The sequence below is a fragment of the Allobosea sp. GW821-FHT10B12 genome (assembly GCF_059415545.1).
This window is the reverse complement of record NZ_JBWKNL010000003.1, coordinates 280277-303679: the sequence shown is the minus strand read 5'-3', so window position 1 is coordinate 303679 and position 23403 is coordinate 280277. Positions and strand designations below refer to the sequence as shown.

Genomic DNA, 23403 nt, shown 5'->3' with positions numbered 1-23403 from the left:
GGCGGTTGGCGAAGGCGGGAGGTTATGGATCGGCCGCCATTTCGAAAAGTTTAAGCCGTCGGCACCGATTCCGCTCTACCGCGAAGCCGGCACCGCCGGGCAGCTTGCCGATTATGCGCGGCTTCACCGATTCGCCCGGCCCGCCGCGCGATGAAATTCGTCTCGTCCGCAACTGCGGGACGATCGTCAAGGCACCCGCGGCTGGGTCCGGTTCAGTGAAATGGCGCCGCCTTGCGGAGGCGACCTACCCCACGACGATGTCGTCATACTCCGGGTGCCGGCTGACCCAGCCGGCCATGAAAGAGCAGCGCGGCACGACCTTGCGGCCCGACTCCCGAATCAGCTCGAAGACGCCCTTGGCCAGCCGTGAGCCGACGCCCTGGCCCGACAGTGCCTGGGGAACCTCGGTGTGGGTCAGCACGACGCGATCGCCGTCGAGCCGGTAATAGGCGAGGGCGAGTTCGCCGCCGATGTCGAGCTCGAAGCGGTTCTGCTCGGGGTGGTCGACGATGCCGGTATCCATTGGACAATCCTCTTGCGGGGCGCTGCCCCCGCTGCTGCGGAAAGCGAACCAGCGGCAGTCTGAGGCGGCAGCCGGTTCGGGACAAGGCTGGCTGGCATCGACGCGACGAGCGCGCCGATGCCAGGCAGCGGAGTTCGTGGCGGCCAGCCGTCAGCCCGCTGCGAGCTTGGCGGCGATTCCGGCGACGTGGCGGCCCTGATAGCGGGCGCCGGCGAGCTCGTTCTGCGAAGGCTGGCGCGAGCCGTCGCCGGCGGCGATGGTGCTGGCGCCATAGGGCGAGCCGCCGGTGATCTCCGCCAGCGTCATCTGGCCCTGGAAGCTGTAGGGCAGGCCGACGATGACCATGCCCTGATGCAGCAGGACGGTGTGGGTCGAGAGGATCGTGCTTTCCTGGCCGCCATGCTGGGTCGCGGTCGAGGTGAAGACGCTGCCGACCTTGCCGACCAGCTTGCCCTGGGCCCAGAGGCCGCCGGTCTGGTCGAGGAAGTTCTTCATCTGCGCCGGCATGTTGCCGAAGCGGGTCGGCACGCCGAGGATGATCGCGTCGTAGTTCGGGAGCTCGTCGACCGTGGCGATCGGAGCCGCCTGGTCGAGCTTGAAGCCGGATTTGCGCGCGACCTCTTCGGGGACGAGTTCGGGCACGCGCTTGATCACCACTTCGGCGCCGGTCTCGCGCACCCCTTCGGCAACCGCCTGCGCCATCGTCTCGATATGGCCGTAGCTGGAATAGTAGAGAACCAGAACCTTCGTCATCGGAATCATCCTCTTTGGGGGGCGAGCCACCGCAGCACGGAACTCCGGCGGCCCAGGGTGAGCCTGGTAGAGCGGTTGTCCACTCACGAGCGTGACAGCTCAGCCGCGCTGCGAGTCGAGCTGCTCCTGGTCCTTCTGGACCTGCTGCGCCTTCAGGTAGCTCTCGATCAACAAGGCATAGGGCGGGAAGATCTTCGTGTAGACCTGCGCCCACTCCTGGGCGTCGTCGCGATGCCAGGTCTTCTGCAGCTCGGAAGCGACCGCGGCGGTGTCCATCGGCACGATGCCGGCCTGGACGATGCGGGCGAGCGTGATCTCCTGCGCCATCTTCGAGTAGGTGCCCGACGCATCGACCACGGCGAAGACCTTGTAGCCGTCATGGGCGGCGGCGATCGACGGGAAGGCCATGCAGACCGAGGTGATGGTGCCGGCGATGATCAGGGTCCTGCGCCCGGTCGCCTTCACCGCCGCGACGAAATCGGGATTGTCCCAGGCGTTGATCTCGCCGCGGCGCGCGACGTACTGCGCGTGCGGCGCGTTCTCATGGATCTCGGGGATCAGCGGGCCGTTCGGGCCTTGCGGCACCGAGGCGGTGGTGATCACCGGCATCTTGCTCAGGCTCGCCATCCTGGCGAGCGCCGCGGCATGATTGCGCAGAACGGGCATCGGCATGTCGGCGACGGTCTGGAACAGGCCGCTCTGATGGTCGATCAGCAGCATGACCGCGTCGCTGGGGTCGATGACCGGGCGCTGGCCGTCGAAATTGGCGGGGGTCGTCATGACAGGTCTTCCTGGTGTTCGCGTGAAGGGAAGGATGGAGCGCAGCGGTGTTCGCGCCGCGCTCCGCCGGAAGCTCAGGCCTTCTTCGCCGAGGCGGCGGTGTAGCTGGTGATCAGGTTGCGATAGTCGGGGATGTGGTTCGAGAAGAGCGCGCCCAAGCCCTCGACATCGTTGCGCCAGTCGCGATGCAACTCGCAGGCGACGCCGAACCAGGTCATCAGCTGGGCGCCGGCATCCGACATGCGCTGCCAGGCGGAATGGCGGGTGATCTCGTTGAAGGTCCCCGAGGCATCGGTCACGACAAAGACGTCGAAGCCGGCCTCGATCGCAGCCAGCGCCGGGAAGGCGACGCAGACCTCGGTGACGACGCCGGCGATGATGAGCTGCTTGCGCCCGGTCGCCTTCACTGCCGCGACGAAATCGTCATTGTCCCAGGCGTTGATCTGGCCCGGGCGCGGGATGAACGGCGCATCCGGGAAGGTCTGCTTCAGCTCGGGGACGAGGGGGCCGTTCGGGCCGTCCTCGAAGCTGGTGGTCAGGATGGTCGGCAGCTTGAAGTATTTGGCGAGGTCGGCCAGCGCCAGCACGTTGTTCTTGAACTTGTCCGGGTCGATGTCGCGGACCAGCGAGAGCAGGCCGGCCTGATGGTCGACCAGCAGGACGGCGGCCTTGTCCTTGTCGAGGCGGGTATAGGGCTTGGTCATGGTCTTTCTCCTTTGGGGAAGCGTGTCCGGCATCGCGGCGGCGGACGGCGCCGATGCCGGTTTTCAGGCCGGGATCTCTTTGGTTGGAATTCTGCCGAAGCGGCCGCTCTGGAAATCGGCCATGGCCTGGCGGATCTCCTCGCCTGTGGTCATGACGAAGGGGCCGTGCATCGCGACCGGCTCGTCGATAGGCTCGCCGCTGAGGACGAGGACGCTGGCGTCGGTCTCGGCTTCGATCGCGACCTCGCCGCCCGTGCGGTCGAACAGCACGAACTGGGCTTCGCGGGCCTTGTCGGCGCCGTTGATCAGGACGTTGCCGCGCAGGACGACGAGGCCGAGCGTGCGCCCTTCCGGCAGGGCAAGCGAAACCTGCCCGTCGCGCTTCAGCTTGAGGTCCCAGATGTCGATCGGGGTGAAGGTCTGGGCCGGGCCGGCATGGCCCCGGTAATCGCCGGCGATGACCCGCAGCGTGCCGGCGCCACCTTCCAGAGCGACCGCGGGAATGTCCTTGTCGAGCAGGGTCTGGTAGCCGGGGGCGGCGCCCTTGTCCTTCGCCGGCAGGTTGATCCAGAGCTGCACCATGTCGAGCGTGCCGCCCGAGCGGGTGAAGGCCTGCGAGTGGAACTCCTCGTGCAGGATGCCGGAGGCAGCGGTCATCCATTGCACGTCGCCGGGGCCGATCAGGCCGCCCTGGCCGGTGGAATCGCGGTGCTCGACCTCGCCCTGATAGACGATGGTGACGGTCTCGAAGCCGCGATGCGGGTGGACGCCGACGCCGCGCGGCTTCTCCGCCGGAGCGAACTCTGCCGGACCCGCATGGTCGAGCAGCAGGAAGGGGCTGACATGCTCGCCCTGGGCGGCGTGCGAGAACATCGAGCGGACGGGAAAGCCGTCGCCGACCCAATGGGCGGCGGGGCTGCTGTAGATGCCGCGAACCTGTCGCATGGCCGATCTCCTTGGAGGCGCCGATGCGGCGCCGTGTTGCCATGGAGATTATGAGCAGGACAGAGGGCACAGTAGCCGGCATAATTCAGCCACTCTGTCCTATTGATGGGACAATGGTGGCGCGATGCGAGATCTGAACGACCTCTATTTCTTCGCGCAGGTGGTCGAGCATCAGGGCTTTGCCGCGGCAGCCCGCGCCATGGGCATGCCGCGCTCGCGCCTGAGCCGGCGCCTCGCGCTGCTGGAGGAGCGGTTAGGCGTCAGGTTGGTGCAGCGCTCGACGCGGCGCTTCGCGGTCACCGAGATCGGCCGCGAATATTATCAGCATTGCGTAGCGATGCTGGTCGAGGCAGAGGCGGCGCAGGAGGCGATCGACCGGGTCCGGGCCGCGCCGCAGGGCGTGGTGCGCGTCGCCTGTCCCTCGGCCGTGCTCTATTTCCAGGTCGGGGCGATGATCGCCCGCTTCCTCGCCGCCTGCCCCAAGGTCGAGGTGCAGCTGGAAAGCACCAACCGGCGCGTCGACGTCATCCGCGAGGGCTTCGACATTGCGATCAGGGTGCGCTTCCCGCCATTGGAGGAAAGCGAGCTGGTGATGAAGGTGCTTGCCGAAAGCCGGCAGTGCCTGGTGGCGGCGCCGCAATTGCTCGAGGGGATCGGGCGACGGCCGGTGCCCGCCGATATCGGCGCCTTGCCGAGCCTGTCATGGGGCGGCGTGCAGCAGGGCCATGAATGGCGGCTCCAGGGGCCGGGGGGCGCCGAGGCCAGCATCCGCCACCAGCCCCGCTTCGTCACCGAGGACATGGTGGCGTTGCGCCATGCCGCGCTTGAGGGCGTCGGCGTCGTGCAGATGCCGACCATGGTGGTGACAGGGGACATCAAGGCGGGGAAGCTGGTGCATGTCCTGCCGGACTGGGCGCCGCGGGCCGGTATCATCCATGCCGTGTTCCCATCGCGGCGCGGCTTGCTGCCTTCCGTCAGGGCGCTGCTCGACTTTCTTGCGAGCGAGTATGCGCGGCTGGATGCGGAGAGCCGATAACAAAAACGGCCGAGCATCCGCCCGGCCGTTGTCCTGTACGTTCTTGTCGATAGCCTCGCTTATTTGAACGCGATCACCACGCCGTCGGCGCCGATGGTGGCCTGCAGGCCCTGGCGGCGCGTGTCGAGGCTGAGGGTCACGCCCTTGTCGTTCTTGAGCCAGACACGGCCCTGGCCGGCGCGGCCGACGGCCCAGCCTTCCTTGAGCTGGACATAGGGGCCGGCGAGGTCGTTGCGCTCGGTCAGGCCGTAGACGCGCCCGCTGGCGACGACGCGCGCGGCGCCGATGCCGCCGATGCCGAGGCCGCCGACCGAGATCGGATAGGAGCGGCCGCGATAGGTGAAGGTGCCGCCGCCGAGCTCACCGGAGGCGAGGAAGGCGACGGAGATCTGCTCGATCTTGACCGTGCCGGTCTGCGGCCCGAGCGTTCGCGGCTGGGCAACGGCCGTGCCGGTGACGAGGGCGAGCGCAGCGGCGCCGGCGAGGAGGGATTTGATGGCGGGCACGGGCAGTACTCCTTGGTGATGCAACGGAGTAAAGAACCGCCGGAGAGCCCGGCGGTTCCGTGTGCCTGCCTCGCCGCCTACCGGAAGGGCGGTGAGTACTGGATGCCGCCCTTGCTCCAGAGCTCGTTCGGGCCGCGCGCCAGCTGCAGGCGCGAGCTCTTGCCGAGATGGCGCTCGAAGCTCTCGCCGTAATTGCCGACCGCCGAGATGATGCGCACGACCCAGTCATTGGTGACGCCCATCGCCTCACCCATCTTGCCGTCGAGGCCGAGGAAGCGCTTCACCTCGGGATTGCTGGATTTCAGCATCTCCTGGACATTGGCCTTGGTGATGCCGAGCTCCTCGGCGTTGATCAGCGCAAGCACGGTCCAGCGCACCAGGTTGAACCAGCTCTCGTCGCCGGTGCGCACCCAGGGGCCGAGCGGCTCCTTCGAGACGACCTCCGGCAGGATGACGTGATCGTCGAGGTCCTGCAGCTTCATCCTGACGGCGGAGAGCGCTGAGACGTCGGTGGTATAGGCATCGCAGCGGCCGGACTCATAGGCCTTGAGCGCTTCCTCCGAAGTGCCGAAGGCGGCGGCCTCGTATTTCACCCCGAGCTTGCGGAAATAGTCGGCGAGGTTGAGCTCGCTGGTGGTGCCCTGGGCGACGCAGACCGAGGCGCCGCCGAGCTGGGCGGCCGAGGAGACGCCGAGCTTCCTGGAGACCATGAAGCCCTGGCCGTCATAATAGTTGACGGTGGTGAAGGTGACGCCCTGGCCGGCATTGCGCGACAGGGTCCAGGTCGTGGTGCGCGGCAGCACGTCGATCTCGCCGGCCTGCAGCGCGATCAGCCGGTCCTTCGAGGTCAGCGGGACGAAGCCGGCCTTCTCGGTGTCGTTGAAGATCACTGCAGCGAGCGCCCGGCAGACATCGATGTCGAAGCCCTCCCAGCGACCATTGGCGTCCTGGGTCGAGAAGCCGGCGACGCCGGGGCTGGTGCCGCAGATGATCTTGCCGCGGTCGCGGATCTGCTTGAGCGTGTTGGCGGAGGCGGGCGCCGCGATGCCGGCGACAAGCGCGAACGCGGCGGTCAGGCGAAGCAAGGTCCGTTTCATCGTCGATCCCCTGTTGTTGTTTTCAGGCAGAACTCTCTCCCCGCGGCGGAGGCATTGCTTCGCCGCGCTCGTCTTCGTCTCTCAACCTCAGGCGACCTTGGCGGCCGCCGGCTGTTCCAGCGCGACGAGCAGCGCGTCGAGGTCGTTCCAGAGGTCGTCCGGATCCTCGAGGCCGATGCTGATGCGCAGTGCCGGTCCCGCGTAAGTCCAGGGGTTGACGGAGCGCTCGCCAGCTGGCGCCAGCGGCGCGATCAGGCTGCGCGTGCCGCCCCAGGAGGCGCCGATGGCGAAGACCTTCAGCGCCGAAAGCGCGGCTTCGAGCAGCGCGCGCGGCGCCGGCTTCAGCACGATGCTGAACACGCCGGAGGAGCGGCCCATGTCGCGCTTCCAGAATTCATGGCCGGGGCAGGAGGGCAAAGCCGGGTGCAGCACCGTCTCGATCGCGGGCGAGCGGGTGAGGCGCCGGGCGAAATCCTCGGAGACCTTGCCCATATGGGCAAGGCGCAGCGCCAGGGTCTCGAGGCCGCGCAGAGCGAGCTGGCATTCGTCGGGCGAGACGCCGACGCCCAGGCCGCGCAGCGTCAGCTTCAGCTTCTCGCGCAGATCGAGGTCCGCGACGGTGATCGAGCCGAGCAGCAGGTCGGAATGGCCGCCGACATACTTCGTCAGCGCCTCGCAGGCGAAATCGACGCCATGCGCCAGCGGCTTGAAGATCAAGGGCGTCGCCCAGGTGTTGTCGCAGCCGACGAGCACGCCCCTGGCCTTCGCCGCCCTGACGATGGCGGGGATATCCTGGACCTCCATCGTGTTGGAACCGGGCGACTCGACCCAGACCAGCTTGACCCTGTCGTCGATCAGCGCGGCGATGCCGGCGCCGATCAGCGGATCGTAGACGCCGTAGTCGATGCCCCGCGGCTTCAGGTAGTCCTCGCAGAAGCTGCGCACCGGCTGGTAGACCTGATCGGGGATCAGTACCTTGTCGCCCGGCAGCAGCACCGAGAGCATCACGATGGTGACCGCCGCCTGACCGGAGGGGACGAGCACGGTGCGCAGCCCGCCATGCAGGGCGGTCAATTGCGCTTCCAGCGTGCGGGTCGTCGGGGTGCCGTGCAGGCCGTAGGTATAGCCGTCGAAGCCGCGCTGGTGACGGGCGAAGAAGCTCGCGGCGTCGGGGTAGACGATGGTCGAGGCGCGATGGGTCGGCACGGTGAGGCTGGCATAACCCTCCTCGTTGACAGCGGGGTGGTGAACGCTGCGGGTGGCGTCGTGCATGGGAGGGTTCCTTTCGTGGCAGAAAGGTTCCCAGCGCGAGGTCGTGCCGACAATCAGCCAAAACTTATGGCTCGATGCCCTGATGTTATGATCAGCGGGATTCCATCAGGCAGTCGATGAAGTCGCGCACCAGCTGCGATTTCGGCCGGTCGAGCGGCAGGATCAGCAGGCTGCGGCTGTGCACCTCCGGCTCGAAGGGCCTGAGCACCAGCTGGGAGGTGTCGGCGCCAGCGATCGCATAGGGGCTGGCGAGACCGATGCCGACCCCTTCGGCGACGAGCGCGCAGACGGTCGCGGCATAGATCGTCTCGACGACGATGCGCGGCCTCGACCCGGCGTCGGCGAAGATGTGATCGAGCCGCTGGCGGGTGCGATCCTCCGGCACATAGGTGATGAAGGGGAGATCATGCAGGTCGCCCGGCCCGATCACCTCCTTCTCGGCCAGCGGATGGCCGAGCGGCAGGACGCAGAGCGCCCGCGGCTGGACGAAGACCTGGTGGAGGACGCCGGAGACGTCGATCTCCTCGGCAGCGAGACCGATATCGAAGGCGCCGGAGACGACGCCGTCGCGCACGTCACGCGAGGGCAGGACCATCAGCGTGACCGCGATCTCCGGGCGCCTGTCGCGGAAGCGGCGCACCGCCTTGGGCAGTAGCGAGGAGCCGAGCGCGGAGCGCGAGCCGACGCGCAACTGGCCGGTGCCGTGATCGCGGATGCGGGCGGCGGTGGCGCGCAAGGTATCCATGCCGAGGAAGGAGGCCTGGACCTGGGCGTAGAACAGCGTGGCCTCGGGCGTCGCGACGATGCGGTTGCGGATGCGGTCGAACAGCGAAAAGCCGAGCGAGCGCTCGAGCTCGGCGATGGTGCGGCTGACGCCGGGCTGGGTGACGCCGAGCAGTTCGGCGGCGCGCGAGATCGTGCCGGCCTTCATCACCGCGGCGAAGGTTTCGAGCTGTCGGCTGTTCAAGCGGCGTGCGCTCCAGTCTGTCGTCCTGTGCCGCAGCCTAGCCATGGTGGTGGAGCGAGGGAACCGCTCAGCTGCCGCTTGGCGACGGGCCGCCCCTTAACTGCGGATTTACCCTGTTCCCTTAGGGTCGCGGGGCAGAACTCCAAGAAGGAAGCGCAGCGTCGATGCACGCCCAGGCCCTCAAGCTGCCCGACCCCGCCAATGAGGACGCGCCGGGTACGGAGGCTGCCGCGCGAGCCGTGCGCGAGATCGCCGAACGCTTCGGCAAGCTCAGCGCCGAGATCACCGACATGTCCGGCCGCATCGGCGACGTCAATGCCGAGCTCGACCGCCAGACGGACGGGCTGCATCGCGTCGTCACCTCGGTCGAGCAGGTGTCGCGCTCGAACCAGGCGATCCAGCTGGCGGCGGATACGGCGCAGCAGGCCGCCTCCGTGGTCAAGAGCGGGCTGGAGCGCGTCACCGGCGCGGTCCGGCAGGGGCTGAATGCGGCCCAGAACGACATCGCCGAATTGTCCGATGGCGCGCAGTCGATCTCACAGGCCCTGAACGAGGCGGTGGGACGGGCGCACAAGGCGCGCGAGGCCAGCGAGGCGATCCAGACGATCACGCGCGAGATCCAGCTGCTCTCGATCAATGCCGGCGTCGAGGCGGCGCGGAGCGGCGCCGCAGGTCGCGGCTTTGCCGTCATCGCCGCCGCGGTGAAGCAGCTCGCCGAGCAGACACGCGACGCGACGGCCGCCAGCGCCAGACAGCTCGACGCGCTGGTCGCGACCGTCGACCAGCTGGCCAAGCAGAGCTTAGCGAATGCGCAGGCGGCGCGGCGCGCCAGCGACGAGAGCCAGGGCATCTCGCAACAGATCGGCGAGCTCGACCATTTCGGCCGCTCGGTGGTCGGACTGATCGGCGAGATCGACTCGATCTCGGCGCCGGCGCGCGAGAACGCGGTCGCCTTCGCACAGGTCGGCGGCGAGCTGAGAGGGCTGGTGAACGGGGTCGACCAGTCGGGCCGCAATCTCGAGGTCGCGGCGCGGCGAGGAGCCTCGCTGGTCTCGACCAGCGAAGCGGTCCTCGGTGCGATCGCGGGCTCGGGCGTGCGAACGCCGCAATCCGACATGATCGAGGTCGCGATCGAGGCCGCGGCGGCGATCACCGGCCTGTTCGAGCAGGCGGTGGCGAAAGGCGAGATCGGCCTGGCCGAGCTGTTCGACGAAGCCTACCGACCGGTCGCGGGCAGCGATCCCCAGCAGTTCCTGAGCCGTTTCACCGAGCTGACCGACCGGCTGCTGCCGCCGGTGCAGGAGAAGATGCTCTCGGCGAGCAAGCGCATCGTCTTTTGCGCAGCAGTCGACCGCAACGGCTACCTGCCGACCCATAACCGCAAATATTCGCAGGCGCAGGGGCCGGACCCGGTCTGGAACAACGCCAACTGCCGCAACCGCCGCATCTTCAACGATCGCACCGGGCTCGCAGCGGCACGCAACCAGAAGCCGTTCCTGTTGCAGACCTATCGGCGCGACATGGGCGGCGGCAATTTCCTGGTGATGGAAGACCTGTCGGCGCCGATCTTCATCCGAGGGCGGCATTGGGGCGGGGTCCGCTTCGGGCTCAGCGTCTGAGGAGCCGGGCGGTCGTTTCCAGGTTTGTGTCGAGTACGGGTTTTGAGTTGCGGCCATGCATATCGCGCCATCCTTTCCGAACCTCTCGGTGCTGCTGATCGACCCCAGCCCGCACTACCGGCGCATCATCCGCACCATGCTCTATCAGGCGCAGCTGCAGCGAGTGTTCGAGGCGGCCGATCTCGCCACCGCCGCGACGACCTTCATCCAGAAGCAGCCCAACATCGTGATGCTGGACTGGGACCTGCCCGATGGCGACAGCCTGAAATGCCTGGCCTCGATCCGCTCGTTCAAGACCTCGCCCTTCGCCAAGGCGCCGGTGCTGGTGATGATGGAGAAGCCTGACCGGCGCTCGGTGGTGCAGGCCGCAAAGCTCGGTGCCCATGAGATCATCGTGAAGCCGATCTCGCCGAATAATCTCTGGCTGCACCTGTCGGGCATCATCAACGTTCCGCGCAAGTACAAGGAACTGAACGGCAGCATCTCGCTGGTGCCGCGCGCGATCAGCAACAACCTGTTCTGAGGCCGGCCGGGCTGCCCCGGAATGGTCACAATCCTTGCCGCGACGCCGGCGGCTTAGTGAAATTTTTACCAATCGGCTGGATGCTTCCCAGTCACAAAACACAGGTCCTGCCACCGTGGTCATCACCGTCTCACTTCCGCCCTTCCTCGGCCGGTCAGAGGCCGCCGCCTTTCGCAACCAGCTCCTGGTCGCGCTGGAGCAGAAGGAAAGCATCGCGGTCGAATGCGCCGAGGCCGGTCCGTTTCCGAGCCTGTGGATCCAGCTCATGCATGCGGCCGCGACCAGCGCCAAAGCGCGCGGCCTCTCGGTGACGCTCAAGGCGGCGTCCGAGGAGTGCCGCCAATCCTTTCAGGCGATCGGGTTCGACCCGGCGCAAAGCGCTCTCGTTCTGGAGTGATGCCGCGATGAAGATCCTCGCGATCGACGATACCAAGACGCTGCTCAGCCTGCTCAGCATGACCCTGCGCAGCGCCGGCCACGAAGTCGCCGAGGCGGAGAACGGCGAGGAGGGGCTGGTGCGTTTCGACCAGTTCAAGCCCGACCTCGTCATCACCGACCTCAACATGCCGGTGATGGACGGCATCGAGTTCACGCGCGCCTGCCGCGCGCGGCCGGCCGGGCAGAACACGCCGATCATCGTGCTGACCACCGAGAACGGCGCCGAGATCAAGGCGGAAGGCCGCCGTGCCGGTGCCAGTGCCTGGATGGTCAAGCCGTTCGAGCCCAACACCCTGCTCGGCCTCGTCGCGCGCTACCAGAACTGAGGCTGTCTATGGATCCCCTGGCGGAACTCAAGCAGACCTTCTTCCAGGAGTGCGAGGAACTCCTCGGCGCACTGGAGCAGAAACTCCAGGCGCTCGACGAGGGGTCGCGCGATTCAGAAGACGTCAACGCCGCCTTCCGCGCCATCCACTCGATCAAGGGTGGCGCCGGCGCCTTCGGCTGCACCGACCTCGTCGGCTTCGCCCATGTCTTCGAGGCGGCGCTCGACCATCTGCGCTCCGGCCGGGTCGCGCTCGACGATGCACCGTTCACGCTGTTCCTGCGCTGCTCGGACGCGGTCGCCGATCTCGTCGCCGCTGCCCGCAACGACGAGACCGCTCCCGTGCGGCCTGACCTGCTGGCCGCGCTCGAACAGGTCGGCCAGGCCAAGGCCGCAGCCCCGGCTGCTGCCCCGGCGCCCGCTGCGCCGCCGGCTGCTCCCGCAGCTGACGCGCCGGTCGGGATTGCCGCCCTAGGCAATCTCCTTGCCATGGTCGACGCCAAGATGGGCGCTCCCGCGGCGGAGGCGCCGGCCGCGTCCAATGACGGCTGGGACGATGACGAGCCCGTCGCAGTCGCCGCGCCGGTCCGCCGGCCCGGCCACGACATCCGCATCAAGATCACGCCGGAAGCCGACCTGTTCCGCCGGGTGATCGAGCCGCGCGTCGCGATCGGCATCCTGCCGGCGGACGAGATCGTCTCGGTCAGCTGCGATCTCAGCCAGGTTCCGCCGCTGGAAGCGCTCGACGTCACCGATTGCCATATGCGCTTCGAGGTGATGCTGCGCACCGAGCTCTCGGCCGAAGAGATCGTCTCCAAGTTCGATTTCACCCTCGCCAACGAGGAATTCGAAGTCGAGGTCCTGCCGGACAGCGACGCCGAAGCCGAACCTGTTTCCGAGGCCGCGCCAGTCGCCGCTTCGGAGGTGCCTCAAAACGTCGCCGCCGACCTGTCGGCCATCCTCGCCCGGCTCGGGCCGGCGACGGATGCGCCGCCGCAGCCCGACATTCAACCTGCCGCGGCGCCCGTTGCCGCCGCTCCGGCCGCTGCTCCTGCTCCTGCTCCCGCCCAGCCGCGCCCGTCGCTGCGCCCGGCCGCCAACGACGCCGCCGCGCGCCAGCGCCAGGCCGTCAGCGTCCGCGTCGATCTCGACCGCATCGACCGGCTGATGAACCTGGTCGGCGAGATCGTCATCACCCAGTCCATGCTGGTCGAATGCGTGCGCTCGCTGCCCTATGACGTCTACGCCAAGACCGCCGAAGGCATCCTGACGCTGTCGCGCCAGACGCGCGAACTGCAGGACCACGTCATGGCTGTCCGCGCCCAGCCGGTGAAGGCGGTGTTCCAGCGCATGCCGCGCCTGGTGCGCGAGCTCGCCCAGACGCTCGGCAAGGAAGTGAAGCTCGTCCTCGAGGGTGAGAACACCGAGGTCGACAAGACGATCATCGAGGAACTGGCTGATCCTCTGACCCACATGATCCGCAACTCGATGGATCATGGCGTCGAGACGCCGGAGGATCGCATCGCTGCCGGCAAGAACCCGGAGGGCACGATCAAGCTGATCGCTGAGCATCGGGCTGGCCGCATCGTCATCTCGGTGACCGATGACGGGCGTGGCATCGGTCGCGACAGGCTGCTCGCCAAGGCCCGCTCGCGCGGCCTGGTCGGCGCCGACGAGAAGCTCGCCCCGGAGGAGATCGATCAGCTGATCTTCGCCGCGGGACTGTCCACCGCGGACGCGGTCAGCGACATTTCCGGCCGCGGCGTCGGCATGGACGTGGTGCGCCGCAACGTCGAATCGCTCGGCGGCCGCATCAGCGTCGATTCCGAGCCAGGCCGCGGCTGCAAGTTCACGCTTGCCCTGCCGCTGACGCTGGCCGTGCTCGAAGGCATGGTGATCCGCTGCGGCGACGACCGCTACGTGATCCCGATCGCCAGCGTGATCGAGACCCAGCATCTGGCCAACACGCCGATCGAGCACCTGACCTTCGGCCAGGAGGTGCTGCGCTGGCGCGGCGAGATCACGCCGCTGCACCGCCTCGGGGCAGTGATGGGCTCGGCCGGCACGCGCGACGAGAACATCATCATCATCGCGGAGACCGAGCGCGGCGGCAATGTCGGCATCGCTGTCGACGAGATCGTCGGCCAGCAGCAGGTCGTCGTGAAGAGCCTTGAATCGAACTATGGCGCGGTGGCTGGCGCGTCCGCCGCGACCATCCTCGGCGACGGCCTGGTCGCGCTGATCCTCGATGTCGACTCGATGCTGCGCGTGGCGGCGTCGGGCGTCCGCCAACCTGTTCCCGAACTCAAACTGGCTGGATGAACCATGTCCCTGCAACTCGGCGAGAAGCACTTCACCTCGGCGCAGCCTGAGTCCGCGGCGCGCCGGATCGTCACCTTCCGGGTCGGCGATCGCACCTTCGGCATCGATGTCGGCATGGTCCGCGAGATCAAGGGCTGGCAGGCGACGACGCCGCTGCCGCATGCGGCTCCGCATGTGCGCGGCGTGCTCAACCTGCGCGGCGTCATCCTCGCGGTCTATGACCTGCGCACCGCGATCGGCCTCGGCACCACCGATGCGACCGCGACCCATGTGATCGTCGTCGTCGACGTCGAGGACAAGACCGCCGGCCTGCTGGTCGACTCGGTCTCGGACATCGTCGACGTGCCGGTCAGCGCGGTCAGGCCCGCCCCGGACCTCGAGCGCGACGAGCACGGGCTGATCGAGGGCCTCGTGCTGCTCGACACCGAGATCGTCGCGCTGCTCGATCTCGCCGCGGTGATCCGCGACGGCGGCGACAACCAGGACAAGCAACTGCGCGTCGCCTGAGCTCCGGCGGCTTTGCCCGGTAGTGCCCAGCCGGAATGCCGAATGATCGCCAGGAACGCCTGAGAGACAAAAAGAACCGATGACTCAGCTGGGCGCCTTCTCGAAACTCTCGGTCAAGCTGCCGGCGCTCTTCGCCGGCGGCGCAGCCGTTTCGGGCGGGCTCGTGGCATTTGCGATGCAGCAGAGCGCGACGGCCCGGCTCGGCGCCGTCGGCCTGTCCAGCCAGCAGGCCGACGCCGCATTCTCGGCGCTCGCGAGTGCGGCCTTGCCATTCGGCGTTGCCGGCCTGGCGCTTGCCGCCGGCCTCGGCTGGCTGGCCGCCCGCTCGCTGGCGCGGCCGGTCACGGCGCTGCGCGAGGGCATGGAGAAGCTCTCGGCGGGGGGCATCGAGGCACTGCCCGAATTCTCCCGTCGCGACGAGATCGGCGAGCTCTCGCGGGCGCTGCGCCAGGTCCAGGAGAGCTCGGTCGAGGCCGGGCGGATCCGGGCTGCGCTCGACGGTTGCCGCACCGCAATCATGGTCTGCGACGCGCAGGACCGGGTCGTCTACGTCAACAAGTCGCTGCTCAAGTTCTTCAGCGAGGCGCAGGAGGATTTCCGCGCCGCTTTTCCGGGCGTCTCGGCCAAGGACCTGCTCGGCAAGGTGCTGGAGCTGTTCGCCGGCCCGCAGGGCGTTCCGGAAGCGCGCACGATGCGCGTTCCGCTCGGCCGGCGCATGGTCGCGCTCACATTGACCGCGATGACGCAGCCCGACGGCCGCAGGTTCGGGTCGACCATCGAATGGCGCGAGCTGACCGATGAATTGCGCGCGGCCGATGAGGTCGCGGCGGTTGTCGCGGCTGCGGCCGAGGGCGATTTCTCGCGGCGCGTGCCGCTCGCCGGCAAGCCCGAGGCGCTGCAGCGCATCGCCGAAGGGGTCAACGAGATCAACGCGATCGTCGAGGCCGCCACCAGCGAGTTCGCCGCGGTTCTGGCCGGCCTCAGCGAGGGCGACCTGACGGGCCGGGTCGACGGTGCCTATGACGGGCGGCTCGGCGAGTTGAAGGTCGGGCTCAACCAGACGCTGGCGCGACTGACGCAGACCGTGTCCGGCATCCAGCTGGCGGCGGCGCATGTCGCCGCGACAGTCGTCGAGATCAAGGCCGGAGCGGTCGATCTCGCCGGGCGCACCGAGCAGTCGGCTGCCGGCCTGGAAGAGACGGCGACGACGACCGGTCAGCTCGCAGCCTCGATCGGGCAGAGCGCTACCCGCTCGCGCGTCGCGACAGAGCTCGCCGGCGAGGCGGTGGCGGTGGCCGGCAGCGGACAGCAGGCTGTCGCCGAGACGATCGACGCGATCGGGCGGATGGAGCAATCCTCGGCGCGCATCGCCGAGATCGTCACCGTGATCGACGGCATCGCCTTCCAGACCAATCTCCTGGCGCTCAACGCCGCGGTCGAGGCGGCCCGCGCCGGCGAGGCCGGCAAGGGCTTCGCGGTGGTCGCGAGCGAGGTGCGCACCTTGGCGCAGCGTTCGGCCACGGCCGCCAAGGACATCAAGGGCGTGATCGCCAATTCCAATGCGCAGGTCGCCGAGGGCGTGCGCCTGGTGCGCCGGACCGGCGAGACGCTCGGCAAGATCGTCACGGCGGTCGAGCAGGTCTCGGCGACGGTTGCGGAGATCTCGCAGGCCAGCACCGCGCAGGCCGGCGACATCGCGGCGATGAGCCGCTCCGTCGCGGCGATGGACGAGGCGACGCAGCAGAATGCGGCGCTGGCCGAGCAGAGCGCCGGCGCGGCCGCCAGCCTCGCCGAGCAGACGCAGGCGCTGCGCGAGCTTGCCGGCGTCTTCCGCTTCGAGCGGCCGGTGGCCCATGCGCGGCCGCTGCCGTCGGAGCCGCTCGGACTGCGCCAGCCCGCAAATGTCCAAGGCGAGCCGCGGCGCGTGCCAGGCCGCCAGGATACTCATCGTTCCACCGAAGCCCGCCCCGTCACTCCACGCCGCCGCGTCGCCGGTGGCGGCCGGATGGACGAGTGGGCCGGATCTTAAGTCGCGTCACAGGGTCTGAGCATGCTTGCCCCGCAACCCGTCCAGTCGGACACCACCCTCAGCCGGGACGACATGGCGCTCGTGGCCAAGCTGGTCTACGAGCATGCCGGCATCGTCATCCGCGAGCACAAGGAGGCGATGGCGCGCGGGCGGCTGGCGCGGCGCGTCAAGGTGCTGGGGCTCGGCTCGATCGCCGAATACTGCGCCTATCTGCGCACGTCGGCGGCGGCGGACGAGATCCCCGAGCTGATCAACGCGGTGACGACCAATCACACTGCCTTCTTCCGCGAGCGCCACCATTTCGACCACTTACGCAAGGATGTGCTGCCGCGCCTGATCCAGGAACGGGCAGGGCGGCGCGGGCGCATCCGGATCTGGTCGGCGGCCTGCTCCTCAGGCGAGGAGCCTTACAGCGCTGCTGCGATCTCGCGCGACGTGATCGGGCATCGCAGCGACCTCGATTTCAAGATCCTGGCGACCGACATCGATACCGACATCCTCGACCGGGCGGCGGCCGGGCTCTATCCGGCCGACCAGTTCGACCGGCTGCCGGCTGATCTGCGCCCGCTGCTCAAGCTGGAAGGACAGGGCGCGCGCGGCGAAGCCCGCATCGCCGAGGACCTGAAACGGCTGATCGCCTTCAAGCGGCTGAACCTGATCGAGCGCTGGCCGATGAAGGGGCCGTTCGACGTGATCTTCTGCCGCAACGTCTTCATCTATTTCGACACGCCGACCAAGGCGGCGATCCTCGACCGCTATGTCGCCCTGCTGCAGCCGGGCGGCTTCCTCTATCTCGGCCACTCCGAATCCCTGCCGCAGCCGCATCCTCAGCTCAGGCTGATCGGCCGCACCATCTACGAGCGTACGCCATGAGTCTCGCCCAATGAGCCTTGCCCGATCCTCACGGCGCTATTTCGATCCCCGCTTCGAAGCGACCATCATCACGGTCGCGCCGGGCGAGCACGAGATCACCTCGGCCAAGGACGAGATCGTCGCCACCGTGCTCGGCTCCTGCGTCTCGGTCTGCATGCGCGACCCGCAGATCGGCGTCGGCGGGCTCAACCACTTCCTGCTGCCGAAGAACAATGGCGGCACCGACGCCAGTGCCGGCGAGCGCTATGGCGACACCGCCATGGAGGTGCTGATCAACGGACTGCTCAAGCGCGGCGCCAGGCGTGGCCAGCTCGAGGCCAAGGTCTTCGGCGGTGCGCGCGTGCTCTCCGGCGCCACCATGCTGGCGATCGGCGAGGGCAACATCATCTTCGTCAACGAGTTCCTCGCCCGCGAGGGCATCCCGGTGGTATCCAGGGATGTCGGCGGCACGCGCTCGCGCCGCATCCACTACCAGCCCGCGACCGGGCGCGCCTGGGTGCAGCACGTCCAGCAGGCGGCGCGCGATCCTGAGCGCGAGCAGGAAATCGCCTATCTCAACCGTCTCAAGACCCAGCCGGTGGCGGGTGAAGTGGAGATCTGGTGATGAGCATGACCTCCGCCGGCCCGGTGAAAGTCCTCGTCGTCGACGATTCCGTGCTGATGCAGAAGTTGATGACGCAGATCATCAACTCGACGCCCGGCTTCCAGGTGATCGGCGTCGCCGGTAGCGCCGAGGAAGGCTGGGACGCGATCCAGGACCTGCGTCCCGACATCCTGACCCTCGACCTCGAACTGCCCGGCCGGCACGGCCTCAAGCTCCTGGCCCGCGTGCTCAAGCAGGATCCGCTGCCGGTGCTCATCGTCTCGGCCTTCGGCGGCCCGGGCGCCGACAACACCATCCAGGCGCTGGAGCTCGGCGCGATCGACTTCATCGAGAAGCCGGACGGGTCGACGCATACACTCGAAGGCTTCATGAAGCATGTCGCCGCGGCGCTGCAGCGCGCCTCGGCCAGCCGGCGGATGCTTGCGGCCGCCAAGGAGCTCGCGGCCCAGCAGCGGCCGGCGGCGGCCGTCCCGGCGCGGCCAATGGCTGCGGCGCCTGTTCCGGCCGCCCATGGCAAGGTCTCGCTGATCGCGATCGGCGCCTCGACCGGCGGCGTGCCGGCGGTGCAGACCGTGATGCGCGACGCCGCGCATCTGCGCCTGCCGATCGCCGTGGTCCAGCACATGCCGGCCGGCTACACCGCCAAGTTCGCGGCGCGCCTCTCGGCCGCGACCGGGCTCGACGTGCGCGAGGCCGCCGATGGCGATCGCCTGCGGCCGGGCATGGCGGTGGTGGCGCCGGGCGGCTCGAAGCATCTCGAGATCGAGGAGCGGCGTGGCGAGCTCGTCTGCGTGGTGAAGGAAGGGCCGCTGGTCAGCGGGCATTGTCCGTCGGTCGACGTGATGTTCCATTCGGTCGCCCGCTCGCTCGGCAGCCATGCGATCGGCGTGCTGCTGACCGGCATGGGTCGCGATGGCGCTGACGGTTTGTTAGCCATGCGCAAAGCAGGCGCTGCGACGTTAATCCAAAGTGGCGAGACCTGTGTGGTAAACGGGATGCCGAAAGCCGCGTTCGAGTTGGGCGCCGCCGATCGGGTCGTGCCGCTCGACCAGATCGGAGGAGCCATCGCGGGACTGCTGGGCGAACGCCCGCAGCAGCGCACCGCATAGATCATCGCGCGTCCGAACGGACGCGATCACGATGATCTATCGCATTGTTATCGCATCGGATTATTCCGAAAAGTGGATTCCACTTTTCGGTCCGATGCCAGGGAGAGTGCCATGTCAAAGGCGAGAAGCGACTACCGCATCCTCGTGGTCGACGACCAGAAGAGCATGCGCGGGCTTGCGACCTATTTCCTCAAGCAGATCGAGTTTCAGGACATCGACGAGGCGGAGAACGCCCGCGAAGCCCTGATGAAGATGCAGACCAAGCGCTACGACTTGCTGCTGCTCGACTGGAACATGGACGGGATGAGCGGCATCGACCTCCTGCGCGCCATCCGCTCGGTGCCGGAGCTCAACCAGATCAAGATCATCATGGCGACCTCGGAGCGCTCGGTCGACAAGATGGACGAGGCGACCAGCAACGGCGCCGACCACTATGTCGTGAAGCCCTATGAGCTGCGCGATCTCGAGGTGCGGGTGAAGAAGGTGCTGGCCTGCTGAGCAGCCGGCGCCATTCGCGAACGATCGACGCCCCGGTCCGCGCCGGGGCGTTTTCGTTTCCGCTCGCGGATATCTTACTTGGCGATCAGCCTCAGTCGGCAGTAGCCTGCGCCCATTGCGGAGTCCGCCCCATGCGCTTCCATCGCCGCCAGATCCTCGCTCTGCTGACGCTCGCACCGGCCGCTCCCGCGTTTGCCGCGCAAGGCGAAAGCAATGTCTACGCCTTCAGCTTCGACCGGGCCGAAGGCGGGCGCATCCCGCTCGCTGCCTATCGCGGCAAGCCGATCCTGATCGTCAATACGGCGACGCAGTGCGGTCTTTCCGGGCAATTCGCCGGGCTCGAGCAGCTCTGGGAGCGTTATCGCGAGCGCGGTCTCATCCTGATCGCGGTGCCGAGCAATGATTTCGGCGGGCAGGAGCCGCTCGACGGCGCGGCAATCGCCGAGGCGGTGCGGCAGAGCCATGGCGCGAACTATCCGATCACCCAGAAGAACGTGGTGCGCGGACCGGATGCCCACCCGTTCTATCGCTGGGCCGCGAATCAGCGCCCGAACGAATTGCCGAGCTGGAACTTCCACAAATACCTGATCGGCCGCGACGGCAGCCTGATCGGCAGCTTCAGCTCGCGCAGCGATCCGCTCTCGCCGGAGCTGATCCGCGCCATCGGGCAGGAGCTGGAGAAGGGCTGAGCCCTATCCGTCATGCTCGCCCTTGTGGCGAGCATCCACGCCTCGAACGCTGCATGCCATCACTGAAGCGAAGACGTGGATGGCCGGGACAAGCCCGACCATGACGCGGAAGGGTTGCGCGACCCCTCATCCGGCGCTTTCGCGCCACCTTCTCGCGCAAGGGAAGACGGGAAAGCTGTGCCTCAGCTGCGCGCGTAGATGTCCTCGAGGCGAACGATATCATCCTCGCCGGTATAGCTGCCGACCTGGACCTCGATCAGCTCGAGCCCGATCTTGCCCGGGTTCTTCAGCCGGTGGGTGCAGCCGATCGGCAGATAGACCGACTCGTTCTCGTGGACGAAGCTGACCTTGCCGTCGAGCGTGACCTCGGCCGTGCCGGTGACCACTACCCAGTGCTCGGCGCGGTGGAAATGCTTCTGCAGGCTGAGCTGGCCGCCCTCGTTGACGTGGATGTGCTTGACCTGGAAGCGGCTGCCGATGTCGATGCGCTGGTACCAGCCCCAGGGCCGGTAGATGCGCAGGTGCTCGCTGGCCTCGGGACGCCCCTCCGCCTTCATCTGCTCGACCAGGGTCTTGACCTTGCCGGCAGCGGCCATGGAAGAGACGAGCACGGCGTCGCGGGTCGAGACCACGACGACGTCGTCGAGCCCGACCACGGTGGTCAGCACCTCCTCGCTGCGGATCAGCGAGCGGCGGGTGTCGAGCGCGACCGCCGGACCTTCCAGCACGTTGCCGTCGGCGTCCTGCGGCTTGATCGCGTGGATCGAATCCCAGGAGCCGACATCGGACCAGTCGAAGGAGGCGGCGAGCATGCCGGCATGGGCGGTGCGCTCCATCACGGCATAGTCGATCGAGATCCTGGTGGCGCGGCCAAAGCTCTCGGGGTCGAGCCGGAGGAAATCGAGATCGCGCTTGGCGTGGCCGACGGCGGCTTCGGCCGCCGAGAGCACCGCCGGCGCGTGGCGCCCCAGTTCCTCGCGCATGATACCGACCGAGAACAGGAAGTTGCCGCTGTTCCAGAGATAGCCGTCGGCGAGATATTGCGTCGCCAGGTCGAGCTTCGGCTTCTCGACGAAGCGGGCAAGGCGGCTGGCGCCGGGCTCGGGCAGCGCTTTGCCTGGGGCGAGGTAGCCATATGCGGTCGAAGGGTGCGTCGGCTTGATGCCGAGCGTCATGATCAGCCCATCGGCGGCAAGGGCGGCGGCGCGTTTGCAATCCTGGCGGAAGGCCTCGGCATTGCCGACGACATGATCGGAAGCGAGGGCGACGCAGACCGCGTCGGAATCGCGCTTTTCCGCCATGACCGTGCCGACCGCGATGGCCGCTGCCGAGTCTCGCCGTTCGGGCTCGAGGACGATCTCGCCCTTGATGCCGAGCGCCAGCATCTGCTCGGCGACGATGAAGCGGAAATCATTGTTGGTGATGACGATCGGCGCGCCGAAGGCCGGGTCGACGAGGCGCTGCAGCGTCGCCTGGAAGGTTGAGAGACCATCCTCCAGCAGCGGGATGAACTGCTTCGGCATGGTGTCGCGCGACAGCGGCCAGAGGCGGGTGCCGGAGCCGCCGGCCATGACGAGGGGAACGATCTTTGCAGCCATGTAGGGGGTTCCGGCGAAATCCGATCCACCCATTCCTACAGCACCGAACCTACCATCCGATAAACGCTCATAAGGAGAGGGCGATGGTGTCGGTCGAGGTATTGTTCACCCTTTCGGCTTCTGCCCCGGTCGGAACGCGACGATCACCTTGGGATCGGTTTCGAGGTAGGGACCCTCGATCAGGTCGATGCAGTAGGGGATCGCCGGCATCACCGCGTCGAGGCATTCGGCGATGGCGCGCGGCCGGCCGGGCAGGTTGACGATCAGCGCTTTGCCGCGGATGCCGGCGAGCTGGCGCGAGAGGATTGCGGTCGGGACCTTGGCGAGGCTGACCTGGCGCATCAGTTCGCCGAAGCCGGGCATCAGCTTGTCGATCACGTCTTCAGTCGCCTCCGGCGTGACGTCGCGCGGGGCGGGGCCGGTCCCGCCGGTGGTGACGATCAGACAGCAGCCTTCCTTGTCGGTGAGCTCGATCAGCGTCTGGGCGATGCCGGCGCGCTCGTCCGGGATGATGCGGGTGAGCGCCTGCCAGGGGCTGGTCAGCGCCTTGCTGAAGTAATCGAGGATCGCCGGGCCGCCCTCATCGGCATAGACACCGGCCGAGGCGCGGTCGGAGACGGTGACGATGCCGATCTTCGCGGGTGCCATGACCAATCCTCAGACGCGATAGAAATCGCGATACCAGCGCACCATGCGCCCGATGCCCTCGGCGAGCGGGGTGTGTGGGCGGAAGCCGACCGCTGCTTCCAGCGCCGAGACATCCGCGGCGGTGCGCAAGACGTCGCCGGGCTGGCGCGGCTTCATCTCCATCACGGCCTTCCGGCCGAGCGCCTGCTCGATCGTGGCGATGAATTCCATCAGCGGCACGGGATCGGAGTTGCCGATATTGTAGAGCCGCCAGGGCGCCGAGGAGGTCGCGGGGCCGGGCTCGTCGCTCGACCAGGCGGGGTCCGGGGCGGCGACCTGGTCGAGCACGCGGACAACCCCTTCGACGATATCGTCGACATAGGTGAAGTCGCGCTCGTGCCTGCCTTCGTTGAAGACCTCGATCGGCTCGCCGGCGAGGATCTTCTTCGTGAAGATCATCGGCGCCATGTCGGGCCGGCCCCAAGGGCCGTAGACGGTGAAGAAGCGCAGGCCCGTGGTCGGTAGCCCGTAGAGATGGGCGTAGGCATGAGCCATGCCCTCATTCGCCTTCTTGGTCGCGGCGTAGAGGCTGACCGGGTGGTCGACATTGTCCTCGACGCGGAAGGGCGTGCGGGTGTTGGCGCCGTAGACCGAGCTCGACGAGGCATAGACGAGGTGCTCGACGCCATTGCGGCGGCAGCCCTCCAGCACATGACCGAAGCCGGTGAGGTTGGAATCGAGATAGGCCTGCGGGTTCTCGATCGAGAAGCGCACGCCCGCCTGGGCGCCGAGATGGACGACGCGCTCGAAGCGTCCTTCCGCGAAGAGCCTGGCCATGCCGTCGCGATCGGCGAGGTCGAGCTGCTCGAAGCTGAAGCGGTTATGGCCGGCAAGGCGCGCGAGCCGCGCCTGCTTCAAAGCGGGATCGTAATAGTCGTTGAGGTTGTCGATGCCGACGACCTCATCGCCGCGTTCGAGCAGAACCCGGGCTGTCTCATTGCCGATGAAGCCGGCAGCCCCCGTCACCAGAACGCGCATGATCCCCCTCGCGCCAGTCGT

At 67.8% G+C, this 23403-nt stretch carries 25 protein-coding genes; 13 read left to right on the top strand and 12 right to left on the bottom strand.

Going from position 1 to position 23403, the window contains the following annotated elements; genetic code table 11:
• Positions 1–244 precede the first annotated feature (244 nt).
• The 5 genes from AC07O0_RS11290 to AC07O0_RS11270 all read right to left on the bottom strand — a co-directional run bounded on the left by AC07O0_RS11290 (position 245) and on the right by AC07O0_RS11270 (position 3705).
• The gene (locus tag AC07O0_RS11290) at positions 245–523 is read right to left on the bottom strand and encodes a GNAT family N-acetyltransferase (RefSeq protein WP_494622976.1); all 279 of its coding nucleotides are present in this window, start codon (positions 521–523) and stop codon (positions 245–247) included.
• A 150-nt stretch (positions 524–673) separates the two neighbouring features.
• Positions 674–1276, bottom strand: a complete 603-nt coding sequence (wrbA, locus tag AC07O0_RS11285; RefSeq protein ID WP_494622974.1) for an NAD(P)H:quinone oxidoreductase — start codon at positions 1274–1276, stop codon at positions 674–676.
• Positions 1277–1375: 99 nt separating this feature from the next.
• Positions 1376–2056, bottom strand: a complete 681-nt coding sequence (locus AC07O0_RS11280; RefSeq protein WP_494622972.1) for an isochorismatase family protein — start codon at positions 2054–2056, stop codon at positions 1376–1378.
• 74 nt (positions 2057–2130) lie between these two features.
• Entirely contained in the window at positions 2131–2760 is a 630-nt protein-coding gene (ycaC, locus tag AC07O0_RS11275) for an isochorismate family cysteine hydrolase YcaC (RefSeq protein ID WP_494622970.1), read from the bottom strand.
• 63 nt (positions 2761–2823) lie between these two features.
• The gene (locus tag AC07O0_RS11270) at positions 2824–3705 is read right to left on the bottom strand and encodes a pirin family protein (protein WP_494622968.1); all 882 of its coding nucleotides are present in this window, start codon (positions 3703–3705) and stop codon (positions 2824–2826) included.
• Positions 3706–3829: 124 nt separating this feature from the next.
• On the opposite strand from AC07O0_RS11270, the gene AC07O0_RS11265 reads away from it, so the two are divergent.
• On the top strand, positions 3830–4741 hold the full coding sequence (locus tag AC07O0_RS11265; protein ID WP_494622966.1) for a LysR family transcriptional regulator: 912 nt from the start codon (positions 3830–3832) through the stop codon (positions 4739–4741).
• A gap of 59 nt (positions 4742–4800) precedes the next feature.
• Here AC07O0_RS11265 and AC07O0_RS11260 read toward each other — a convergent pair whose 3' ends face one another.
• From AC07O0_RS11260 to AC07O0_RS11245, 4 genes are all read right to left on the bottom strand, one after another.
• A complete protein-coding gene (locus AC07O0_RS11260) occupies positions 4801–5247 on the bottom strand; it encodes a hypothetical protein (RefSeq protein WP_494622964.1) in 447 nt (148 codons plus the stop codon).
• Between the two features lie 77 nt (positions 5248–5324).
• Complete coding sequence (locus AC07O0_RS11255) at positions 5325–6344, bottom strand: amino acid ABC transporter substrate-binding protein (protein ID WP_494622962.1); 1020 nt, start codon at positions 6342–6344, stop codon at positions 5325–5327.
• A gap of 87 nt (positions 6345–6431) precedes the next feature.
• Positions 6432–7616, bottom strand: a complete 1185-nt coding sequence (gene metC / locus AC07O0_RS11250; RefSeq protein WP_494622960.1) for a cystathionine beta-lyase — start codon at positions 7614–7616, stop codon at positions 6432–6434.
• Positions 7617–7707: 91 nt separating this feature from the next.
• Complete coding sequence (locus tag AC07O0_RS11245) at positions 7708–8583, bottom strand: LysR substrate-binding domain-containing protein (protein ID WP_494622958.1); 876 nt, start codon at positions 8581–8583, stop codon at positions 7708–7710.
• 164 nt (positions 8584–8747) lie between these two features.
• On the opposite strand from AC07O0_RS11245, the gene AC07O0_RS11240 reads away from it, so the two are divergent.
• The 12 genes from AC07O0_RS11240 to AC07O0_RS11185 all read left to right on the top strand — a co-directional run bounded on the left by AC07O0_RS11240 (position 8748) and on the right by AC07O0_RS11185 (position 20119).
• Complete coding sequence (locus AC07O0_RS11240; protein ID WP_494622956.1) at positions 8748–10202, top strand: methyl-accepting chemotaxis protein; 1455 nt, start codon at positions 8748–8750, stop codon at positions 10200–10202.
• A 55-nt stretch (positions 10203–10257) separates the two neighbouring features.
• Complete coding sequence (locus AC07O0_RS11235) at positions 10258–10725, top strand: response regulator (protein ID WP_494622954.1); 468 nt, start codon at positions 10258–10260, stop codon at positions 10723–10725.
• A gap of 34 nt (positions 10726–10759) precedes the next feature.
• On the top strand, positions 10760–11122 hold the full coding sequence (locus AC07O0_RS11230) for an STAS domain-containing protein (protein ID WP_494622952.1): 363 nt from the start codon (positions 10760–10762) through the stop codon (positions 11120–11122).
• Positions 11123–11129: 7 nt separating this feature from the next.
• Entirely contained in the window at positions 11130–11489 is a 360-nt protein-coding gene (locus AC07O0_RS11225) for a response regulator (protein ID WP_494622950.1), read from the top strand.
• A gap of 8 nt (positions 11490–11497) precedes the next feature.
• On the top strand, positions 11498–13810 hold the full coding sequence (locus AC07O0_RS11220) for a chemotaxis protein CheA (RefSeq protein ID WP_494622948.1): 2313 nt from the start codon (positions 11498–11500) through the stop codon (positions 13808–13810).
• A gap of 3 nt (positions 13811–13813) precedes the next feature.
• Positions 13814–14317 carry a chemotaxis protein CheW gene (locus tag AC07O0_RS11215; protein ID WP_494622946.1) on the top strand — a complete coding sequence of 168 codons (504 nt, stop codon included), beginning with the start codon at positions 13814–13816 and terminating at the stop codon, positions 14315–14317.
• A gap of 79 nt (positions 14318–14396) precedes the next feature.
• Positions 14397–16346 (top strand): methyl-accepting chemotaxis protein, encoded by a 1950-nt coding sequence (locus AC07O0_RS11210; RefSeq protein ID WP_494622944.1) that lies wholly within the window; start codon positions 14397–14399, stop codon positions 16344–16346.
• Positions 16347–16367: 21 nt separating this feature from the next.
• Positions 16368–17219: a CheR family methyltransferase gene (locus tag AC07O0_RS11205; RefSeq protein ID WP_494622942.1), complete on the top strand. Its 852-nt coding sequence runs from the start codon at positions 16368–16370 to the stop codon at positions 17217–17219.
• A 10-nt stretch (positions 17220–17229) separates the two neighbouring features.
• Positions 17230–17823, top strand: coding sequence for a chemoreceptor glutamine deamidase CheD (locus AC07O0_RS11200; RefSeq protein ID WP_454024535.1), 594 nt, complete (start codon positions 17230–17232; stop codon positions 17821–17823).
• Entirely contained in the window at positions 17823–18932 is a 1110-nt protein-coding gene (cheB, locus tag AC07O0_RS11195) for a chemotaxis-specific protein-glutamate methyltransferase CheB (protein ID WP_494622940.1), read from the top strand. Before AC07O0_RS11200 ends, cheB begins: the two co-directional genes overlap by 1 nt.
• A gap of 111 nt (positions 18933–19043) precedes the next feature.
• On the top strand, positions 19044–19430 hold the full coding sequence (locus AC07O0_RS11190) for a response regulator (protein ID WP_057190857.1): 387 nt from the start codon (positions 19044–19046) through the stop codon (positions 19428–19430).
• 131 nt (positions 19431–19561) lie between these two features.
• On the top strand, positions 19562–20119 hold the full coding sequence (locus tag AC07O0_RS11185; RefSeq protein ID WP_494622937.1) for a glutathione peroxidase: 558 nt from the start codon (positions 19562–19564) through the stop codon (positions 20117–20119).
• A 182-nt stretch (positions 20120–20301) separates the two neighbouring features.
• Here AC07O0_RS11185 and AC07O0_RS11180 read toward each other — a convergent pair whose 3' ends face one another.
• The 3 genes from AC07O0_RS11180 to AC07O0_RS11170 all read right to left on the bottom strand — a co-directional run bounded on the left by AC07O0_RS11180 (position 20302) and on the right by AC07O0_RS11170 (position 23382).
• Positions 20302–21717 carry a mannose-1-phosphate guanylyltransferase/mannose-6-phosphate isomerase gene (locus AC07O0_RS11180; RefSeq protein ID WP_494622935.1) on the bottom strand — a complete coding sequence of 472 codons (1416 nt, stop codon included), beginning with the start codon at positions 21715–21717 and terminating at the stop codon, positions 20302–20304.
• Between the two features lie 105 nt (positions 21718–21822).
• Positions 21823–22365 (bottom strand): molybdopterin adenylyltransferase, encoded by a 543-nt coding sequence (gene mog, locus AC07O0_RS11175; RefSeq protein WP_494622933.1) that lies wholly within the window; start codon positions 22363–22365, stop codon positions 21823–21825.
• A 9-nt stretch (positions 22366–22374) separates the two neighbouring features.
• Positions 22375–23382 (bottom strand): NAD-dependent epimerase, encoded by a 1008-nt coding sequence (locus AC07O0_RS11170; RefSeq protein ID WP_494622931.1) that lies wholly within the window; start codon positions 23380–23382, stop codon positions 22375–22377.
• Positions 23383–23403: the final 21 nt, after the last annotated feature.

Bases quoted from the DNA above. Each gene is read 5' to 3' on its own strand.
- AC07O0_RS11290 (WP_494622976.1), bottom strand. From the start codon at position 523: ATGGATACCGGCATCGTCGACCACCCCGAGCAGAACCGCTTCGAGCTC.
- wrbA (WP_494622974.1), bottom strand. From the start codon at position 1,276: ATGACGAAGGTTCTGGTTCTCTACTATTCCAGCTACGGCCATATCGAG.
- AC07O0_RS11280 (WP_494622972.1), bottom strand. From the start codon at position 2,056: ATGACGACCCCCGCCAATTTCGACGGCCAGCGCCCGGTCATCGACCCC.
- ycaC (WP_494622970.1), bottom strand. From the start codon at position 2,760: ATGACCAAGCCCTATACCCGCCTCGACAAGGACAAGGCCGCCGTCCTG.
- AC07O0_RS11270 (WP_494622968.1), bottom strand. From the start codon at position 3,705: ATGCGACAGGTTCGCGGCATCTACAGCAGCCCCGCCGCCCATTGGGTC.
- AC07O0_RS11265 (WP_494622966.1), top strand. From the start codon at position 3,830: ATGCGAGATCTGAACGACCTCTATTTCTTCGCGCAGGTGGTCGAGCAT.
- AC07O0_RS11255 (WP_494622962.1), bottom strand. From the start codon at position 6,344: ATGAAACGGACCTTGCTTCGCCTGACCGCCGCGTTCGCGCTTGTCGCC.
- metC (WP_494622960.1), bottom strand. From the start codon at position 7,616: ATGCACGACGCCACCCGCAGCGTTCACCACCCCGCTGTCAACGAGGAG.
- AC07O0_RS11240 (WP_494622956.1), top strand. From the start codon at position 8,748: ATGCACGCCCAGGCCCTCAAGCTGCCCGACCCCGCCAATGAGGACGCG.
- AC07O0_RS11235 (WP_494622954.1), top strand. From the start codon at position 10,258: ATGCATATCGCGCCATCCTTTCCGAACCTCTCGGTGCTGCTGATCGAC.
- AC07O0_RS11225 (WP_494622950.1), top strand. From the start codon at position 11,130: ATGAAGATCCTCGCGATCGACGATACCAAGACGCTGCTCAGCCTGCTC.
- AC07O0_RS11220 (WP_494622948.1), top strand. From the start codon at position 11,498: ATGGATCCCCTGGCGGAACTCAAGCAGACCTTCTTCCAGGAGTGCGAG.
- AC07O0_RS11215 (WP_494622946.1), top strand. From the start codon at position 13,814: ATGTCCCTGCAACTCGGCGAGAAGCACTTCACCTCGGCGCAGCCTGAG.
- AC07O0_RS11210 (WP_494622944.1), top strand. From the start codon at position 14,397: ATGACTCAGCTGGGCGCCTTCTCGAAACTCTCGGTCAAGCTGCCGGCG.
- AC07O0_RS11205 (WP_494622942.1), top strand. From the start codon at position 16,368: ATGCTTGCCCCGCAACCCGTCCAGTCGGACACCACCCTCAGCCGGGAC.
- AC07O0_RS11200 (WP_454024535.1), top strand. From the start codon at position 17,230: ATGAGCCTTGCCCGATCCTCACGGCGCTATTTCGATCCCCGCTTCGAA.
- cheB (WP_494622940.1), top strand. From the start codon at position 17,823: ATGAGCATGACCTCCGCCGGCCCGGTGAAAGTCCTCGTCGTCGACGAT.
- AC07O0_RS11190 (WP_057190857.1), top strand. From the start codon at position 19,044: ATGTCAAAGGCGAGAAGCGACTACCGCATCCTCGTGGTCGACGACCAG.
- AC07O0_RS11185 (WP_494622937.1), top strand. From the start codon at position 19,562: ATGCGCTTCCATCGCCGCCAGATCCTCGCTCTGCTGACGCTCGCACCG.
- AC07O0_RS11180 (WP_494622935.1), bottom strand. From the start codon at position 21,717: ATGGCTGCAAAGATCGTTCCCCTCGTCATGGCCGGCGGCTCCGGCACC.
- mog (WP_494622933.1), bottom strand. From the start codon at position 22,365: ATGGCACCCGCGAAGATCGGCATCGTCACCGTCTCCGACCGCGCCTCG.
- AC07O0_RS11170 (WP_494622931.1), bottom strand. From the start codon at position 23,382: ATGCGCGTTCTGGTGACGGGGGCTGCCGGCTTCATCGGCAATGAGACA.